The sequence below is a fragment of the Aeromonas sp. EERV15 genome (assembly GCF_900079845.1).
Classification (GTDB): domain Bacteria; phylum Pseudomonadota; class Gammaproteobacteria; order Enterobacterales; family Aeromonadaceae; genus Aeromonas; species Aeromonas sobria.
This window is the reverse complement of sequence record NZ_FKKY02000013.1, coordinates 92,521-111,109: the sequence shown is the minus strand read 5'-3', so window position 1 is coordinate 111,109 and position 18,589 is coordinate 92,521. Positions and strand designations below refer to the sequence as shown.

General features: G+C 60.3%; 13 protein-coding genes and 1 pseudogene. All 14 read right to left on the bottom strand.

Translation table 11 applies throughout. The annotated features are described in order from the left end of the window. Positions 1 to 156 precede the first annotated feature (156 nt). A complete protein-coding gene (locus BN4575_RS13110) occupies positions 157 to 1,356 on the bottom strand; it encodes a Bcr/CflA family multidrug efflux MFS transporter (RefSeq protein WP_042022455.1) in 1,200 nt (399 codons plus the stop codon). A gap of 106 nt (positions 1,357 to 1,462) precedes the next feature. Then, a complete protein-coding gene (locus tag BN4575_RS13105) occupies positions 1,463 to 3,115 on the bottom strand; it encodes a hypothetical protein (protein WP_068978481.1) in 1,653 nt (550 codons plus the stop codon). A 62-nt stretch (positions 3,116 to 3,177) separates the two neighbouring features. Next, on the bottom strand, positions 3,178 to 4,605 hold the full coding sequence (locus BN4575_RS13100; RefSeq protein ID WP_256028965.1) for a hypothetical protein: 1,428 nt from the start codon (positions 4,603 to 4,605) through the stop codon (positions 3,178 to 3,180). 13 nt (positions 4,606 to 4,618) lie between these two features. Beyond that, entirely contained in the window at positions 4,619 to 5,194 is a 576-nt protein-coding gene (locus tag BN4575_RS13095; RefSeq protein WP_068978480.1) for a hypothetical protein, read from the bottom strand. Positions 5,195 to 5,241: 47 nt separating this feature from the next. Further along, positions 5,242 to 6,666 carry an NAD(P)/FAD-dependent oxidoreductase gene (locus tag BN4575_RS13090; protein ID WP_068978479.1) on the bottom strand — a complete coding sequence of 475 codons (1,425 nt, stop codon included), beginning with the start codon at positions 6,664 to 6,666 and terminating at the stop codon, positions 5,242 to 5,244. A gap of 102 nt (positions 6,667 to 6,768) precedes the next feature. Continuing rightward, entirely contained in the window at positions 6,769 to 7,608 is an 840-nt protein-coding gene (locus BN4575_RS13085; RefSeq protein ID WP_068978478.1) for an FTR1 family iron permease, read from the bottom strand. After that, positions 7,608 to 10,598 carry a YncE family protein gene (locus BN4575_RS13080; protein WP_068978477.1) on the bottom strand — a complete coding sequence of 997 codons (2,991 nt, stop codon included), beginning with the start codon at positions 10,596 to 10,598 and terminating at the stop codon, positions 7,608 to 7,610. Before BN4575_RS13080 ends, BN4575_RS13085 begins: the two co-directional genes overlap by 1 nt. A gap of 4 nt (positions 10,599 to 10,602) precedes the next feature. After that, positions 10,603 to 11,052: a hypothetical protein gene (locus tag BN4575_RS13075; protein ID WP_058056695.1), complete on the bottom strand. Its 450-nt coding sequence runs from the start codon at positions 11,050 to 11,052 to the stop codon at positions 10,603 to 10,605. A 128-nt stretch (positions 11,053 to 11,180) separates the two neighbouring features. Then, a complete protein-coding gene (locus tag BN4575_RS13070) occupies positions 11,181 to 11,666 on the bottom strand; it encodes a YqhA family protein (RefSeq protein ID WP_068978476.1) in 486 nt (161 codons plus the stop codon). A 221-nt stretch (positions 11,667 to 11,887) separates the two neighbouring features. Then, positions 11,888 to 13,477 carry a glutamine-hydrolyzing GMP synthase gene (gene guaA / locus BN4575_RS13065; protein ID WP_068978475.1) on the bottom strand — a complete coding sequence of 530 codons (1,590 nt, stop codon included), beginning with the start codon at positions 13,475 to 13,477 and terminating at the stop codon, positions 11,888 to 11,890. An 82-nt stretch (positions 13,478 to 13,559) separates the two neighbouring features. Further along, entirely contained in the window at positions 13,560 to 15,023 is a 1,464-nt protein-coding gene (guaB, locus tag BN4575_RS13060; protein WP_042022475.1) for an IMP dehydrogenase, read from the bottom strand. 877 nt (positions 15,024 to 15,900) lie between these two features. Then, positions 15,901 to 16,455 carry a cytochrome b gene (locus BN4575_RS13055; protein WP_068978474.1) on the bottom strand — a complete coding sequence of 185 codons (555 nt, stop codon included), beginning with the start codon at positions 16,453 to 16,455 and terminating at the stop codon, positions 15,901 to 15,903. 310 nt (positions 16,456 to 16,765) lie between these two features. Next, a pseudogene (locus BN4575_RS21235) lies at positions 16,766 to 16,951 on the bottom strand (IS5/IS1182 family transposase); the annotation flags it as partial. Positions 16,952 to 17,054: 103 nt separating this feature from the next. Next, on the bottom strand, positions 17,055 to 18,434 hold the full coding sequence (gene xseA, locus BN4575_RS13045; protein ID WP_068978472.1) for an exodeoxyribonuclease VII large subunit: 1,380 nt from the start codon (positions 18,432 to 18,434) through the stop codon (positions 17,055 to 17,057). Between the last annotated feature and the right edge of the window lie 155 nt (positions 18,435 to 18,589).

Genomic DNA, 18,589 nt, shown 5'->3' with positions numbered 1-18,589 from the left:
CAAGCGCATGGCATCCATACCTTTGTGGGGCAGCTGACATGGATGGCGGCCATCACGCTGGGTTACCTGATCAGTATCGGTGCCCATGTGTGGATCAATCAGGGGAGGGTCTAAGCGATAGGGAGGTTGGCCCGGTGATGTTCCGGGCCAGCCGCGTTACTCACTGGGCGTTTTCAATACCCAGTAGCTCAGGGCCGATCCCACGCCACAGCAGGCGATGGCGATGGCCATGGGCAGTGGCGATTGGGGGGGATTGAGGTTAACCAGAATGCCGACCAGGGCGCCGATGCCAAAGCGCAAGGTGCCCGCCAGCGCGGAAGCTGTGCCCGCTGACTGGGGGAACTGCCCCATCAGGCCGGTCATGGCATTGGCGCCCACCAGACTGATGTGGCCGATAAAGAGCACCACCGGAATCACTATGCCCCACAGGCCGCCGGTCTGGCTCCAGGCGTTGTAGATCAGCAGGGCGCCCGCACAGGGCAGCACCAGCAGGCCGTATTGCAGCATCCGCTCAGAACCCACCCCTTTCACCAGTCGGCTATTGACGAAGGTGACCACCATCATCAGCAGGATATTGAGGCCAAACAGCCAGCCGTAGTGCTCGGTCGGCACCTTGAAGTATTCGATATAGACGTAGGGTGAGGCGCTGAGAAAAGCGAACATGCCTGAGCTGGAGAGGGCACCGCACAGGACGTAGCCCATGGCGCCGCGATGGGAGAGCACCCCCCAGTAGTTCTTGAGGATCTGGCCGAGATTAAGGGGCTGGCGGTGTTCGGGTTTGAGGGTTTCCTGAATTTTCCACTGCATCACCAAGGACACCAGCAGGCTGATCCCCACCAGCAGCCAGAAGATCACTCGCCAGCTGGTATGGGCGCTGATATAGCCGCCAATCACAGGGGCGACCAGCGGTGCCAGCGTCATCACCAGAATGACGAATGACATGGCGCGGGAAAACGCATCCTTCTCGAAAAGGTCGCGCAGCAGGGCATTGACCACCACAGATCCTGCTGCGCCGCCAGCCGCCTGCAACATCCGATAAGCCAGCAGCTCCGGCAGTGAATCTGCCATGGCACAACCCACAGATGCGATGGCAAACATGGTGAGCCCGATCAGGATCACCGGCTTGCGGCCGTAGCTGTCGGCCAGCGGGCCGTAGAAGAGCTGGCCGATGGCAAAGCCGCCTAAAAAGGCGCTGATGGTGAGCTGGGCCCCATCAATGCTGGTGGCCAAGTCCCGGGCAATGGCCGGGATAGCGGGCAGGTACATGTCCACCGCCAGCGGAGTCAGGCCTGCCAACGCGCCAAGCAGAATAAATAGAAAGCGGGGTGAGAGAGGGAGGGGATGTCTGTGGGGCATAAGTTATCCGGTCGTGAACTATGGCGGCAGAAGAAGAGCGGGAATTCTATCAGCTTTAGCGTCGCCGAGCATGGCGTTACTGCCCCCTCACCGGAGGGGGCAGGTGTTAGCCTTGGCGCTGGCGCCGCAGGGTGCGGATCTGACTGGCCAGCAGCAGGCTCCAGATCAACCAGGCGATGAGAGAGAGGCCGTAACCGAGCCGCTCCGGCCAGCGGGCGGTCAGGGTGAAGGTAACCTGATGGCGACCAGCAGGCACCCACACCTGTATCAGCCCATTGCGGGTGCTGCTGATGGTCAGTGGCAAGGTGTCATCCAGCCTGGCTTGCCAGCCCGGGTAGTCAAATTGGTGCAGGATCAGTTTGGCAGGGGCTGGCGCATCGACGGTCAGGACGATCTGCCGTGGCTGCCAGTTGAGGATCTGCCACGAGATCCCTTGCTGCTCTGTGGTGACTGCGGGTTGAAATTCATCTTTCCAGGCCAGCAGGGTCGGGGCAAACATGCCTTTTGGCACCTGCTTTGGCCGGTATTCGCGGGCGCTGCGTTTGCTGTCAAACTCCCCGTCCAGCGCGCTCTTTTGCGGCGCCTGGGTGAGCGGCGATTCATGCACATAGACAGCTTGCGAGAGCAGGGTGAGGGCCAGCACCGTCCACCAGAGCCATTGCCATGGTCGATAGGCGGGGACGCCCAGCGCCACTACCGCGACGGTGGCAATCACCAGCAGCAGATTGAGCCGCCAGGGAAACTGCACCAGCTGTAGCGGAGGCAGCAGGTGCCAGAGTGGCTCGCTCAAGGGGAGCATCATTAAAAAGCTGAGGGTGCCCAGGGTGCCCCAGATCAGCAGTTCCGGATGGCGTGGTTCGCGGGCGGCAGCCCATGCCACCAGTAGCAGGACGAGGGTGAGCAGGGTCAGCCAGGCCAGATGGCCGCGAAAACGCCAGTCACTACTACTTTCGGGCAGACGGTCAAGGAAATTGCGGTGAAACTCGAACATGCCAATGCGCATCTGACCCATGGAGATCCCCCCCTGATCCAGCAAGGCTGGCAGCAGCAGGCTGGCCATCGCCAGTCCCCAGAGTTGGCCCAGCAGGGTGGGCCAGAGGTGCAGGGTTATCTTGCTGCGCCAGGCCAACAGCAGGCTGCGCACTGTGAGCAACCCCAAAATGAGTAGGGTGCTCGGCAGATGGGAGAGGGTCAGCAAGGCCACTGCCAGTGCGAGCAACAGCAGGGCAAAAGGGGCTCGGCGGCAGAGGCGATCTTGGGCCAGCAGCGCCAGCGGTGCCCAGACAAAGGCCCAGCTCTCGGCCAGTGCAAAGCGGGCATAGATATCGATCGCCAGATGATAGGGCAGCGCCATGTAGAGCAGGCTGGCGGCCAGCGCGCGCCCTGACGTGGCAAAGGGGCGTAGCCAGAGATAAGCAAACAGCCCGGATAAACCGAGCGCCAGAGTGTTGCTCCAGAGCAGGGGGATCATGGCGTGATGGGCGAGGGGCTCGGGGCCAGCGAACAGGGCACTCACATAGTAGGGGAGTGGGGGATAAAAGAAGAATGCCGGGCTGCCGAAGGCACCGTTCATCTCCATCAGCCAGCGGGGATAGATCTCCCCTTGCCACAGTTGCACCGCAAAAAAATGACCAGATAGCAGATGGTGAAACAGATCGTGACCCTGACTGCCCCCACGTAGCCAAAATGGCAGCAATAGCAGGGCGGTTGCGGTCATCAGTGCCAGTGGAACCCATAGCCACTCTCTGGTCATACGCATAAGGAGACTCACTTGTTATGGATGCGCAGTGAGTGTAACCGAGTCGCAACCCTCTTTTTGAGTCATTTGGGTGAGTTTTGCGCTCTTTTTATGTTGTTTGTCATTGGTGATTCAACGGTCACCGGTGAGGGTATGGCAAGCCAGAGTCCGGGCTCGGCGGCAAAGCGCGGGGCAAACCAGTGCTGGCGCGCCGCAGTGGGCATCTCGCTCGCTGCGATGGGGCGGCGACTGAGGCGACAGGCTCCCTGAGAGAGCGCCAGCGCCGCATCTCCCTTATACCAGCCATCGGTCACCGGCAGGGCCGTGGTCTCCCGCAGCAGCCGCACTCCCCACTGGGTCACCAGCGCCGGGCAGGCTTTTTCTGCCAGCCTGGCTGCCTGCACCATGGCGGGCGGACGGGGCAGGGTGACGGTTGCCGCGAGCAGCAGCAATCCAGCCACCGCTGCTAGCCCCTCGCCACGGCGTGGCAGCCAGCCTGCCAGCAGCACGATACCGAGCAGGGTGATGGGTGCCAGATGGCGGGGATTGTCGGGATTTTGGCCAAACAGGGTCCAGAGCAGCAGGGCGAGCCAGTAGAGCGTCCAGAGCGGGGATAGGGCGGCAGGGTGGTCTTTTGATCTTGGCCAGATCGGCAGTACCAGCAAGGCTCCGACAGCCAGGGGCCCGAGCGGAGTCAGCTGCTTGTTGAGGGTGTGCGCCCAGCTGAGCAGCCGATCGCCGTGGGCCGCCGCCGTGTTGCCCCACAGGGTAAAGTGGCCGTCGGTAAAGCGCCGCCCCTCGCTGAAATAGGCCCAGCCATCGGCTTGCCAGACAAACAGCAGGCAGGCTAGCCCAACCAACGCGATGGGGAGCACAAACCTGACGCGCGTCTCCTGCTGCGCCATCCCCAGCCAGAGCGGCAGCAGCGCCAGCACGAAGTAGGAGGGGCGCAGCGCCAGCAGCAAGCCCAGTAACAGACCCGCCAGCGCGAATCTGCGCTGCTGCAAGGCCAGCAGCGCCCCGAGCCAGGCGGCGAGCGCGGGCCCATCCGAGAGGCCGGAGAGCGCCAGCGTAGGTGTAAGCGGCAGGGCCAGCACCAGCAGCCAGACCGGGGCGAGCAGGCTTGGCCGTTGCCACAATCTGACCGCCAGCAAGGTGGCGAGCGGCGCCAGCAAACTGCTACCGAGCAGGCTTGCCCACTGCACCGCGCGGGCCGGATCGTCCACCAGCAGATTGACAAGACGCGCCAGCCAGATAAAGGCGGGGTAGCCCGGAAAGTGGGGGGAGAACTCCAGCACGCTAAAGCGCGTCACCCCGTGGGCGAAATTGAGGGCGTCGTCGGAATCGAGTGCCACAGGGAAGGCCAGCAGCCAGCCGAGCCAAGCCAGTTGCAGCAGGAGCAGTAACAGGAGCAGTAAGTAGGGTCGATTAGCGAAGCGTAATCGGCCGTGGTGACGCCCCCCTTCTCCCCTTGCGGGAGAAGGGTTGGGGATGAGGGGGGCTGTCATCATCGATGAGAGGCCATCAAAGCGGCGCCAGCACGGCCATCAGCGCTTTTTCTGCATCGCTAAAGGCGGCGGCATCGGCGGGCTTGGCACCCACCCCGAATACCCCCGGGTTGCCGATGGCATCGAGCACCTTGGCTAGCGCCTGTTCGGCGGCCTTGCGATCCCCTTCGCTGAGGGAGGGGAGGATCAAGTCGAGGAAGCGCTTGCTCTTGACCACCAGCACCTTGGCGGTCTGGTAGTCGCCAAGATTCTGGCTGGCCCCTTCGAGGCGGCGCTCGATCTCCGCCTTGTAAGCGCGATTGAGCAGGGCGGCAGTGGTGGCGGCGTCTTTCCCCTTGATGGCGGCCGCCAGCGGCGCTTGCAGTTCCACCTTGTGGTGCTGCTCCAGATAGGTCAGCTCGTCGGCAATCTCGCTCAAGGTGGCGCTGGCATCTTTGCCGTCAGTGGCAGCGCCAAGCAGCGTCTCGCGGGCGTCGATCAGTGGCTCCTTGCCGGCGGCGGCATAGGAGTATGCCTGCGCCTGTTCGCTGAGGGTCAGTCCGCTGAACGTCAACAGCAGGGTGAGGGCGAGTAAACCCGGGCGGATGGTCATCCTGTTCTCCTTACTTATGCCAAGAGGTTATGCCAATGGCGCGGCCATTAGGCCACGCTCTGGGTTTCGATCACGGTATTTTCGTTGCGATGGTTAAAGATGGCGTGGCGTCTGTCCACCCCGTCGATCACCATGTCGGCGGCCATCATCCCCATCTCCATGGCTGTGTCGGTGAAGATGTAGCGGAATGTCCCCTGACGGCCGGTCATGATGAGGTTACTGATCGGCATCAGCGCCTTGATGGCTTCGTTGCGGCGAGTCTGATAGCCCAAATCCATCAGCGGATAGGCGTATTCGCTGCGCGCTTCAAAAGTTTCATCGCCAAGCTTGGTGGTATCGACCCCGAGGCTCGCGAGATCGGCGGTAACCCGACCGCGCAGATCAGAGAGCGGCGCCTGCCAGGTGGCATCCCCCGGATTGCAGGGGATCTCCAGCATCACCGAGGTCTGGCCCTGGGGCGCCATAAAGGGGCTGCGGCGGCGCGGCTCCTGCAGGCGGGTGGCCAGGATATGGGGGTCGGAGAGGTACTGCCAGGTGTTGTCCGACAGGTTCTCCTGTTTGAGCGGCATATTGACGAAGCGAAGCGACCGGTAGTGCAGATCGCACGGCAAGCCCAGATGCTGGCAGGTGAGTGGCAGCGGCAGGGTGGAGATCACCTGATCAAAGCGCTCGCTCTGCTCAACGTCATCTTGTTTCCAATAAACCCGTTCAATTCGGCCATCAGCCTGCTCAAGGCGGGTGATGGTGGTGCCGGTTTTGAGCAGGGCCCCCTCTGCCACCAGCCGCTCGCCCAGGGTGGTGAAGATCTGGCCGAAACCATACTTTGGATAACGATATTTGCGGGCATAGGTGCGCACCGAGAGGTTGCCGTTGCGCCTTGGCAGCAGGCGGCGAGCCACGTCTTTGAGATCAATCAAGCTGATGCGCTGACCAGCCCAGTCGGCGGAGAGCTTGTCCGGGTTGATGCCCCACAGTTTGCCGGTGTAGCCCTCGAAGAACTGGCGATAGAGGGTGCGGCCGAAGTGGCTCTGGATCCACTCGGCAAAGCTCGCCTTGGCGAAATCATCCGGCTTCTTGCTAAAGGGCAACAGCAGCAAGTCCTTCACCGCACCGGCCATCAGCGGCAGCGGGGCTGTCTTGAGCAGGTTGGTTAGATTGAGGGGGTAGTCATAGGTGCGCCCGCCAAAGCGGATCACGCTCTTGCGATCGGCGTGGAGCAGATCGTCCCCCATCAGCTCGTCGATAAAGGCGAGCAGCTCGGGGTTCTTGGTGATAAAACGGTGGCCGCCGTAGTCGAAGCGATACTCGCCATCGTGCCCCTTGAAGGTCTGGGTAGCACACATGCCGCCGACCACCGGCTCCTGCTCGAACAGGGTGACTGCAAAACCGGCGCGGCGCAGGCGCCAGGCAGCCATCAAACCGGCTGGGCCGGCACCCAGCACTGCAATGTGCTTCTTGTTGTTATCGCTCATGACGTTTTCCGAAACTGCTTGATAGATAGGGGAACCGCACCAGGGCGCGGCTCCCGAATGGTGTTGTTACCCCGTGGCCTTGCTACCACAGGGCGTGCGGGCTCAGCCCTTGCCAGTCGCGGCACTCACCTGTGGACGATAGCTGCGCTGCCAGAGGGTAACGAAAATCGCCAGATAGAGGGCCCAGGTCAGCAGCTGCAAGCCAGCGGGTGAGGCATTGTAGCCAAACAGGGCGCGCAGGAAGGTACCAAATACCCCCTGATCGTCGAGAATGTGGCTGATGTCGAACACCGGCGTGGTCCAGAAGGTGATGATATCTGCCGCCTGCAACATGTTGACGGCGGACGACAGCAGACCTGCGGCGATGATGATGATAAGCAGGCCGGTCCAGCGGAAGAAGGGAGCCAGCGCCACCTTGCGGGTGGAGCGCAGCAGTCCCCACACCAGCGCGATGGAGACCAGCAGCCCCGCCAGCGCGCCCATCAGGCCGGATTGCAGATCGACCCCTTGCCCGGAGTAGAGCAGGGCGGAGAAGAAGAGCACGGTTTCAAACCCTTCGCGCATCACCGCCAGAAAGGCAAGCAGCACCAGACCAAACAGGTTGCCGCCATCGATGGCCGCATCGATGCGCGCTGTCATGGCCCCCACCTGGGATTTGGCCTGTTTTTGCATCCAGATCGCCATATAGGTGAGCACCAGAGTGGCAAACATCAGGATCCCCGCCATCAAGAGGTGGTTGTAGCGCTCGCTCTCGAACTGGCTCACCACCACCTGGAACAGGAAGGCGACGACAAGTGAGGCGATAAGGCCAAGCCCCACCCCCAGATAGATGAACTTGTTGTTGCGACTCGCCCCCAGCTTGGCGAGGTAGGAGAGGCAGATGCCGACCAGCAGGAAGGCTTCCAGCCCCTCGCGCAGGGTAATAAGAAAACTTGCAAACATCAGGATTGAGGCTCCGTAGCGGGCGTGACGGGGAGAGGCTGCAAGGTAAGTTGCAGCCGATTGAGTAGCACTATGGGTGGCTCCGGCAAGCTGGGCTCGGCGGCGCGCACCGCATCATTGACCCACTTGGGGTAGGTGCGGAAATTGAGTTTGATATCGGCCTTGAAGGGCCCTTGGGCATCTGCGGGTAGCGGCCAGGCTTCATCGCGCCAGCCATCGGCCGGAATGCGGGTATCTTCCAGCAGTTTGGCGTAGCGCCAGAACTTGAGCCCCACCGGCTTGCCCTCGGCATCGCCGAACACTTTTCTGAACAGCCGCGCATCTTCTGGGACAGCGCCATCCACCGGCTGGCCGCTGGCAAGCACCACCTTGCCGCTGGCGTCGGTGACGGTCAGCTCCAGCCAGAGTTCACGGAAATCAGCTACGCCAGTGGGCAGGGCATGGCCCGCGCCGGTATTGGCGACCCGCACCACCAGCTGCTGACTATCGGCAGCCTGTTCGATACGGGCGGAGAGGGTAGCGCTGGAGCGCAAGAGCGCCAGACTCTCCTGTTCAAGGTCGGGATTGCGCAGCCCCACCAGCTGGTGCTGGGCGCCGGTAAAGTTGTGGCGATAGAGACGCGCTTTCATGGTGCCGTTTTCGGTGGACTGGCCCGCCACCGGCGCGCCGCCATTGCCCGGCTCCGGGTTCATATGGCAGTCGATGCAGGTGCGCCGTTTGGCGGGATCCTCCGCATTTGCGAAGCTGGATTTTTCCCACTCGTCCCAGGTGTTGACGATATTGGCGCCGGTACCTGGGGCAAACTCGTTGTGGCACGACTTGCACAGGGCTGCGTCGCGGTAGAAATCCTTCTGATAGGAGGCTTTGTGGGCCGCCGGGCGGGCGTTGATCTGCCGCTCGGCCAGCCAGTGCTGGAGGCTGCCGCCCGGGGCATCCTCGAACACATAGCTCTCGCGGTCTTTCAAATTCACGGTAAAGGCGCTGTTGCCGCCCGCATCTTCTACCTTGGTGATGCGATGACAGAGCACGCAGCCGGTCCCTTCCTCCACCACAGGTTCGCCCGCCTTGTGGGCGGCAATGAGTGAGGCGCCCCCCTGCTCGAACATGTGGGAGCCCTTGGGCAGATCCAGCTGGCCTGTCATCACCTGCTGGGGCATATGGCACCCCTGACACCACTGACCGAACGCTTCCCCTTCGGTTTCGCGGGCCAGCGCCTGCACCACCTTGTAGTAGGGGTGGGAGTTGCCCATCAGCCGGTGGTTGCTCTCGCTCCAATCTTTGAAGGCCTGTTGGTGGCAGTTCTGGCAGGAGGCGGAGTTGAGCCACTCCTTCGGGTGGGTAGTCGGCGCCTTGGCGGGATCGGTGCGCGGGGCATCGAGTCGCAGCCAGTTGGCGAGATAGGGGAGGTTGCCATCGGCGGTGACGAAGGCGTGCAGATCTTCCATCATCGCCTTCACCTCGGGCTGGGGCTTGGCGGGGTCAACTGCCTCGGCCCCATCGCGGGTGTCATGGCCCATGCCGCCCTGGGTCTGCTGGGTCATGCGCAGGTATTCGCCGACAAAATCCCCCGCCACCATGTTGGTGAGGTTGGCGTGGCCGTTGATGGCGTTGTCGCCGCTCTTTTGGCGATGTGCCGCCATCAGATAGCGGTTGGTGAAGTTGAACCCGTCCAGATGACAGGAATTGCAGCTCATCCAGTTGTCTCCCGCCATGGGGAAGCGTGAGTTGGACGCTGTGTTACCCAGGTTAAACAGCCGCTCGCCGCGCTGAAGCGGCTTGGGGCGCGGATCCGTCTCTACCAGCTTGGCGAAGTGGGGCACATCGACCGTGACTCGGGCAAACGGGCCGCTGCCGCCACTATTGAGGCGGGTGAGATCCTGCCCCATGGCGTTGTGCACCAGAATATGGTCACCGTCGATCAGCAAGTCCCGCGGATTCTGGCCCGGCAGGTGGCGCAAGAGCTGGGTCGCCTTGGCGCCCCCCTGAAACTTCTTGCGGCGGTGACGGTTGTTGTTGGACTTGCCGCTGCGGGAGAGGTCAAACACCAGCAGATCTTCCGAGCCAGCCAGGGTCAGATAGACCCGCTTGCCGTCGGCGGCAAATCGGGCTGCAAACGGGTTGGAGACGATCTGGCTGCGGTTGCCGACGCTTGGCAGATTGATCTGCAAAAAGAGCTGTTTTCTTTCATCGACTCGCTCTTTCTCCTCATCGAGATCGATGATGGAGACCGCCGGAAAGACGGTGCTCTGAAACTGGAAGGGGTGGTCAAAGCTCCACAGCACATGGGGCAGCCAGGCTTCGCTGCCATCGGGGGAGAGGGCGATGCCATCGAGCAGGCGCGGCAAGCCCTGCGAGTCGCTTGGCGTATCGCTATGGGTCTCGGCCAGGGTAATGAGCTTGGGCTTGGGAAGCGAAGCGTTCTTGGCGCCGTGGCCAAGCTTGGCGAGATCATAGATGGCGAGCTGGCCTGTCATGGCGTGAGTGAGCAGCAGGCGATCGTCGTTGGTCAGGGCCAGCCCGCGGGGTGTCTCGGTAGTGGCCACATCCAGTTGCAGCTTACCCTCGGTGTCGTAGGCTTGCAGACGAGCTGATTCGAACAACGTGACCCAGAACCACTGCCGCTTGGCATCGAAGATGACGCCGTAGGGTCTATGGCCGGTGGGGATCGCCTTTTCCAGATCGAGATCATCATCCAGCAGCAGCAGGCGATCGCCGCTGTAGTCGGTGACCAGCAGGGTGCCGTCATCGGCGCGGGCCAGCTGGCGCAGATCGCCCGCCAGCTGCACCTCTTTCAGGCGCTTGCCGCTATCGCGCTCAAGCAGGGTGACGGAACCTGCGCTCAGGTTGGCGGTGACGAGGCGCGGGGCGCTTCCCTCCTCATAGGCGAGCATCCCTGAACTCATCTGCTGGGCAAACGCGAAGGGGCTGGCCAGCAGCAGGACGAGTGCCAGCAGGGGTGACAAACATGCACAAAGAGATGACTTCAACATGGGATCAGGAGCGCCATTTCAAGATGGTCCAGCGCCAGGCGTGGCGCAGCACCAGAGGAGTTAACGCCAACGCGCTCAGCCAGTGGGCCCAGCTGGCGAGGTTGCCCATGGCATCGCCTGGAGTGCCGTGCAGCACCAGCAGCAGGCCGCTGGCCAGACAGATCAGCAGCAGGGCTTCAATAATCCGCCCCGTGGTGCGTAAAAAGGGTTTGTTGCTGCGGTTCAACAAGCTGCGATGGGAGAGCCAGAAGGCGCCAAACAGCAGGGGAAACAGGGTGAGCGAGAGCATCACATGCAAAAACAGATTCCAGCGTGCCAGCGACCAGAGCGGGGTCAGCGGCTCCCACAGCAGCAGGCCGGAGAAGAACATCAGATAGAGGGTGCCCTCGGCGGCCTGATGGTGGTAGGCCAGCCACTGCCAGAATTGTCGGGGTGAGAGGGAAAGGCTTGTCATAAAGGCTCCAGCACCCGGGCGGGGCAGCCCGGGGGGAGCAAGTTTATAACGCAGTAAGGGTAATGAAAAGAGTTATCAATTGTATTGCTGGTGAATCAAGGCTGAACAAGCACAGTGATCCAGCCCGACTATTTATGATCCGCCATCCGTTCGGTTACGGCATAGATGAGTGCGGCGACCGAGAAGGCGAGAAAGACGATGACTGACCACTTCATCTCCACTTCATTGGTGATGCCATCTTCGAGGAAGGCTTTGAGCACTTCTACCCCGGCGATGGTGACCAGCGAGTTGATGACAATGAGCTTGAGGGAGGCAAAGTTGATCTTGCTGAGCCAGTTGTCGCCGATGGCCTCGCGCTGCTCCTGAGTCTGGATAAATTGCACATAGCCGCAGACCGCCACCAGGATCAGCATCTGGGCCACCAGCACGAAGTCCACCAGAGTTAGCACGCCGGTGATGAGGTCCATATAGTGGATCTCGATGATGTTGATGCAGAGCAGATAGAGTTGCATGGCAAACTTCACCATCAGCAGGGCCACGCATACCAGAATGCAGACGTAGAAGGGGAACATCATCAACCGGCTGCCATTGAGCATGAAATTGAATCGACGCATGAGAACTCCGATGTTGGAAAAAGTGTGAGTATGACGTGAACAGCCAGCGAGGGATCACGCTTGTGGCGGCTCATTATGGCGTTAGCATCCTGCTTGCGCCCATAAAAAGTAAACGGGTTACCAATAAAAAGAGGGAGGCATAATGCCTCCCTCACTGTTGAGCCCTGATCCCGCTTGGGGGACTCACATGTTCTTAACTGACCGGGATCAGATTAAGAGGCTTATTCCCATTCGATGGTAGCGGGTGGCTTGCCGGAGATGTCGTACACCACGCGAGAGATACCGCTGATCTCGTTGATGATGCGGTTTGACACATGACCGAGGAAGTCATAGGGCAGATGGGCCCAGTGAGCGGTCATAAAGTCGATGGTCTCAACGGCGCGCAGGGCAATCACCCAGTCATATTTGCGGCCATCGCCCATCACGCCAACGGAGCGCACCGGCAGGAATACCGCAAATGCCTGGCTGACCTGATTGTACAGGTCGGCCTTGCGCAGCTCTTCGATGAAGACGGCATCGGCACGGCGCAGGATATCGCAGTACTCTTTCTTCACTTCACCCAGCACGCGAACACCCAGACCCGGGCCCGGGAACGGATGACGGTAGAGCATGTCGTAGGGCAGGCCCAGCTCCAGACCAACGCGGCGTACTTCATCTTTGAACAGTTCGCGCAGCGGCTCGACCAGACCCATCTTCATCTCTGCCGGCAGGCCGCCGACGTTGTGGTGAGACTTGATGACGTGGGCCTTGCCAGTGGCGCTGGCGGCAGATTCGATCACATCCGGGTAGATGGTGCCTTGTGCCAACCAACGGGCGTTTTTCAGCTTCTTGGCTTCGTCGTCGAACACTTCCACGAACACGCGACCGATGATCTTGCGCTTGGCTTCCGGCTCGGCTTCACCAGCCAGGGCAGAGAGGAAGCGCTCTTCAGCGGCAACCTTGATGATGTTGAGACCGAAGTGATCACCGAACATCTCCATCACCTGCTCACCTTCGTTCAGGCGCAGCAGACCGTTGTCGACGAACACGCAGGTGAGGCGATCACCGATGGCACGATGCACCAGCATGGCGACCACGGAGGAGTCGACACCACCGGAGAGACCGAGGATCACCTCATCGTCACCCACCTGCTCGCGGATACGGGCAACGGCGTCGTCGATGATGGTGGCCGGGGTCCAGAGGCATTCACAACCGCAGATATCTTTGACGAAGTGCTCCAGCATGCGGGCACCCTGACGGGTGTGGGTCACTTCCGGGTGGAACTGCACGCCGTAGAAACGCTTGGCTTCATTGGCCATGGCCGCATGGGGGCAGGTCGGGGTGCTGGCGATGGTGGCGAAGTCAGCCGGGATGTCGGTGACCTTGTCACCGTGGCTCATCCACACATCCAGCAGGGTGTTGCCGTTGTCAGCGATGGCATCTTCGATGTTGCGCAGCAGGGCGCTGGTCTTGCCAGAGTCGCCCAGCACTTCCACCTTGGCGTAACCGAATTCACGCTCGGTGGAGGATTGCACCTTGCCACCCAGCTGCTCGGCCATGGTCTGCATGCCGTAGCAGATGCCAAATACCGGTACACCGGCGTTGAACACATAATCGGGGGCGCGCGGGCTGCCCGCTTCGGTCACGGATTCCGGACCGCCGGAGAGGATGATGCCGTTGGGATTGAATTCGCGGATCTGCGCTTCGGTGACATCCCAAGCCCACAGTTCGCAGTAAACGCCGATTTCACGGACACGGCGGGCGATAAGCTGGGTGTACTGAGAACCGAAATCCAGGATAAGGATACGGTGTTCGTGAATATTTTTAATCATGTTATTCCTGCATCAGGCGGATGTTTAACAAAAATCACGGGGATAAAAACGGTGACAAAACGGGGCCGTAGCCCCGTCTTGATCAGCCCATCCGATAGTTGGGGGCTTCTTTGGTAATGGTCACATCGTGGACGTGGGACTCTTTCATCCCAGCGCCGGAGATGCGCACGAATTCAGCCTTGGTGCGCATGTCGTCGATGGTGGCACAGCCGGTCAAACCCATGGAGGAGCGCAGGCCGCCCATCTGCTGGTGGATGATCTCTTTGAGGCGGCCCTTGTATGGTACGCGACCTTCGATCCCTTCCGGCACCAGCTTGTCAGCGGCGTTATCGGTCTGGAAGTAGCGGTCGCTGGAGCCCTTGGACATGGCGCCCAGGGAGCCCATGCCACGGTAGGATTTGAAGGAGCGACCCTGATAGAGCTCGATTTCGCCCGGCGCCTCTTCAGTACCGGCAAACATGGAGCCCACCATGACGCAGCTGGCGCCAGCGGCGATGGCCTTGGCCACGTCACCAGAGAAACGGATGCCACCATCGGCAATCACCGGAATACCGGTGCCTTCCAACGCTTCAACGGCATCGGAGATTGCGGTGATCTGCGGCACACCCACACCGGTCACGATACGGGTAGTACAGATGGAGCCTGGGCCGATACCAACCTTGACCGCATTGACGCCAGCCGCGACCAGCGCCAGTGCGCCAGAGGCAGTGGCGACGTTGCCACCGATGATCTGCAACTCAGGATAGGCATCGCGGGTTGCCTTGATGCGGTCCAGCACACCCTGAGAGTGGCCATGAGAGGAGTCAATCAGCAGCACATCTACACCGGCTTCCACCAGCGCTGCAACGCGCTCTTCGTTACCGGCACCAGCACCCACAGCAGCACCCACCCGCAGACGACCCTTGTCGTCTTTACAGGCGTGCGGCTTGCGCTCAGCTTTCTGGAAGTCTTTAACGGTGATCATGCCCTTGAGTTTGAAGTCGGCGTTCACCACCAGCACTTTTTCGATACGGTGCTTTTGCATCAGGGCAACCACCTCTTCGCGAGGGGCTCCTTCACGCACGGTGACCAGGCGATCTTTCTGGGTCATGATCTGTTCGACGGTCTGGGAGAGATCAATCACGAAGCGCACGTCACGGCCGGTGATGATACCGACCAGCAAGTTGCCTTCGGTCACCACAGGGTAACCGGCGAAGCCGTTCTTGTGGCTCAGCTCCTTGACCTGGGCGATGGTCATGTCAGGGCGTACGGTGACGGGGTCAGAGACCACACCACTTTCGTACTTCTTGACCTTGCGCACTTCGGCAGCCTGCTGCTCGATGGACATGTTCTTGTGGATAAAGCCGATACCGCCTTCCTGGGCCAGTGCGATAGCCAGACGGGCATCGGTCACTGTGTCCATAGCAGCGGAAATCATAGGGATATTCAAGCTGATAGAGGAGGTCAGCTGGGTACGCAGATCGGCAGTATTGGGAAGAACATCGGAGTGGGCGGGAACCAACAATACATCATCGAAGGTCAACGCTTCTTTGGTAATCCTGAGCATGGCAATATCTCACCGTTGAGGAAGTGGGGGTGTAAAATATTGCCGACGAAGTTTACTGACCGATCGGGTGTTGGTAAAGAAGTTTTTTTGATTTTTTATGGTCTAGCCGCACTTTAGGTCGCCAACAGGCTAAAAACCCAAGATTATCCCTCCTGAAATGGCCGTTTTGATGCAAAAGAGTGAAGCAGGTGCTGTTTTATACAACATTGACATCGTCAGCAGGCATCCGCTACAAGTGTCCCGCCCCGAGGTCGACGCCAGCACATCCCCGGCTATCGGCATGGCACCATCGCCCCAACTGCGCTGGGTTGGCACAGATCCAGGCCACTCAGATGCAGATTGCCATCGCGGCTGGATGACTGTGCTCAGATCACATTTTCAACCCGTAACTTGACCATAAAACGACCACCTTCAGGTGGTCATACCACCAAAGCACCTCTGACCGGTGAACCGTGGCATTTTTTGGGTCCAGTGGTGGTTCCGTGATACGGACTGTGCATTTGCCGTCAGGCACATCATCAACCAGATCAAGGGGCTGGCAATCCTATGCCATCAGCGCTGCAGCCATCTCCCCATAACCCACTAATCGACAGTCACGGTACACGCCAAGGTCTGTCACTTGTGCAAAAAATGTAAAAATACGCCATTACAGACACTTTTTTGCGTTCAATCGTTTGCGTGAAAATTTACGTTTAACAGCGAGGGCTTGATGTCCTCTCTGACTCGTTGTTCTCGATCGGGGAAATCGATATGTTGCTCATTGATAGCAGTGACGGGTGCTCTGTCTGAAAGGTGGGGATCCCAATTCAGGCCTCTGGAAAATAAAGGTGAAGCTCTACCAATGGATATTTCCAGCCACAACAGGGATGACCATTTTTTATGATTTTCGACCGACCATCCGCAGCAAGGTGTTATCTCTATCCAGTAGGTGATGTTTTAACGCCCCGACAATATGCACCAGCAACAATGCCAGTATGATATATGGCAAATAAACATGAAGGGTGTGAGCAATATCCCTGATGGACTCACTGTATGGGATCACATTGTCTGGATCATTGAGATCTGGATTCATCGGAATAATAAACCAGCCAAATATCGCAACACCTCGTCCAGCCGCCGCAGAATAACAGAGACCGGAAATCGGGATCAGCAGGGTTGAAATAAGCAATCCCCAGTGGATTGCCTTGGCAGCCAACGCCTCGTACACGGGATATTGGCGCACCGGCGCAGGCCACCCTTTGCCAAGGCGGATCATGGCGCGTGGCAGGATCAAGACCAGTGCAATGACCCCCAGAGATTTATGCAGGGCGTAGAGATCCCATATTTCAAATTTCACCATCAGATAGCCCAGCAGGGTCAAGGCGATCATCAGCAAGGCGACCGACCAGTGCAGCAAACGGGTCGTCAGACTTAACGGGGTTGAGGGATCCATGATCTACTCCAAATAGGGGGTGAGCAAAAGGTATCAAGTCGTGGTGCCCTGAGTATCGAGGGACATCAACGACATTGAGGCAGGTCGCAAGATGACCCGATGTGGGCAATCGCGAACTATATTGTCTGCCACCATAGTGCCTGCCCAGAGGAGTAGCCGCGTTTCCAATCTTGCTTTTCCAATGCTGCCCCAGATAAGCCCCGCATCCCTTTTCCTCGGCGTGTCGGAATATGCAGGAGCCTCCTGTTTCGCTCCCTCCCTTCTTTCCGCTTCACCAGCACGGCCATATTTCTTGGCTTGTAGTGGCTCACAGAGTGAGGCAAAAAGTCCCTTTGAGCATCAGATGGTTCTGGCTATGACCGTATCTTCCGTGATGGTTGTGGTGAAACCAGTTGTTCATGGCATCGGCATTAATCCAGAAGGTGAGTTCGCCACGGTTAATCAGAGGCCTGTTGTATTGAGGCCAGTTGGTGATGGGGGGAAGCGACTTGCCCATGATGCTGATTTGAAGGAGAGGGTGGTGATCAGATCACCGGCTCCGAGTTCCATTAAAGCGGCATCGATTTGGGAAACGATGCCGCTTTAATGGCTTTTATCGGTTACGGCGCGGACTCCTTGACGATCCCCTCGACCCGCACCTGCAGGCTCCCTTGTGCCAGGGTGGTGAGGAGCTGGTCGCCACAGCTGACCTGATCGGCGCGGCTGATGACTTCGCCACGCGCAGTGCGGGTGATGGAGTAGCCGCGACCGAGAGTAGCGAGCGGGCTCACCCCGTCGAGGCGGGCGATGAGCATGGCAAGGCGGTGGCTGGCCAGATCCTGGCGTTTGGCAATCAGCGCATGAAGCCGCTCCTCGGCCAGCTGGTGGCGGCGCTTGCCAGCGGCCAGCAAGCGCTCCGGACTCTTGCCCTGCAGGCGCAGCTCAAGGTTGGTGAGCCGCCGCTCTCCCTGATGCAACCGCTGGCGCAATAGCTGCTGCAAACGGGTGGAGAGCTCGTCGAGGCGCTGGGATTGCTGCTCCAGCCGCCGTTTCGGATCCTGATGGTCGAGCCGCTTTTGCAGCAGGATGAAATCGTGGCGGGCGGCGGTCTGCTGGCGGCTCATCGCTTGCAGCAGTCGCTGTTTGAGGTGGGCGAGGCGCTGAATGCGGGCCTGATTGTCCGGCGCCACCAGCTCGGCGGCAGCCGACGGGGTAGGGGCGCGCAAATCGGCGGCAAAGTCGCTGATGGTGACATCCACCTCGTGGCCCACCGCGCTCACCACTGGTATAGCGGAGTGGGCAATGGCGCGCGCCACCGCCTCTTCGTTAAAGCACCAGAGATCTTCGAGGGAGCCACCGCCGCGCCCGACGATCAGCACATCTACCTCGGCGCGCTGGTTCGCTTTGGCGATCGCCGCGACGATCTGGCTGATGGCGGCGCTCCCCTGCACCTGAGTTGGGTAGATAAAGATGGGCAGATCCGGCGCACGCCGTTTAAGCACCGTCAGCATATCGTGCAGGGCGGCGCCGGTGGCGGAGGTGATGAGACCCACTGCGCGCGGTTCACGGGGTAGCGGCCGCTTGCGACTCTCGTCAAACAGCCCCTCGGCGCCGAGGCGGCGCTTGAGCTCTTCAAAACGCAGCGCTAACACGCCGTCGCCCGCGGGCTGCATCGACTCGATGATCAGCTGGTAGTCGCCGCGCGGCTCATAGAGAGAGACCCGCGCCTGCACCAGCACCTGCATGCCATCCTGCGGGCGAAACACCACCCGCCGGTTGTTGCCCTTGAACATGGCGCAGCGCACCTGCGCCCCCAGATCTTTGAGCGAAAAGTACCAGTGGCCAGAGCTTGGCATCGCCAGATTGGAGAGCTCGCCGGTCAGCCACACCAGCCCCAGATCCTGCTCCAGGATCATGCGCACGGCGCTGTTGAGGCGGGTGACGGTAAAGACCTGCTGCTCGCGGCCGCTTGCCGCACTGGATGGGGTAAATCGGTTCAATGGCGTACCTGTGGTCTGCCGCGGCGAGTCGCCGAGGGGGAAACAATGGTCGTTATCTTAACCTGAAACAGGGGCGGGGGTTAAGGTGCGTGGGCATGCACTGGGTGCGCCATGCACCAAGCGCAGCATGACGGGGCATTGGCGATGACCAGCGT

Coding starts and splice junctions, on each gene's coding strand:
- BN4575_RS13110 (WP_042022455.1), bottom strand. CDS start 1,356: ATGCCCCACAGACATCCCCTCCCTCTCTCACCCCGCTTTCTATTTATT.
- BN4575_RS13105 (WP_068978481.1), bottom strand. CDS start 3,115: ATGCGTATGACCAGAGAGTGGCTATGGGTTCCACTGGCACTGATGACC.
- BN4575_RS13100 (WP_256028965.1), bottom strand. CDS start 4,605: ATGATGACAGCCCCCCTCATCCCCAACCCTTCTCCCGCAAGGGGAGAA.
- BN4575_RS13095 (WP_068978480.1), bottom strand. CDS start 5,194: ATGACCATCCGCCCGGGTTTACTCGCCCTCACCCTGCTGTTGACGTTC.
- BN4575_RS13090 (WP_068978479.1), bottom strand. CDS start 6,666: ATGAGCGATAACAACAAGAAGCACATTGCAGTGCTGGGTGCCGGCCCA.
- BN4575_RS13085 (WP_068978478.1), bottom strand. CDS start 7,608: ATGTTTGCAAGTTTTCTTATTACCCTGCGCGAGGGGCTGGAAGCCTTC.
- BN4575_RS13080 (WP_068978477.1), bottom strand. CDS start 10,598: ATGTTGAAGTCATCTCTTTGTGCATGTTTGTCACCCCTGCTGGCACTC.
- BN4575_RS13075 (WP_058056695.1), bottom strand. CDS start 11,052: ATGACAAGCCTTTCCCTCTCACCCCGACAATTCTGGCAGTGGCTGGCC.
- BN4575_RS13070 (WP_068978476.1), bottom strand. CDS start 11,666: ATGCGTCGATTCAATTTCATGCTCAATGGCAGCCGGTTGATGATGTTC.
- guaA (WP_068978475.1), bottom strand. CDS start 13,477: ATGATTAAAAATATTCACGAACACCGTATCCTTATCCTGGATTTCGGT.
- guaB (WP_042022475.1), bottom strand. CDS start 15,023: ATGCTCAGGATTACCAAAGAAGCGTTGACCTTCGATGATGTATTGTTG.
- BN4575_RS13055 (WP_068978474.1), bottom strand. CDS start 16,455: ATGGATCCCTCAACCCCGTTAAGTCTGACGACCCGTTTGCTGCACTGG.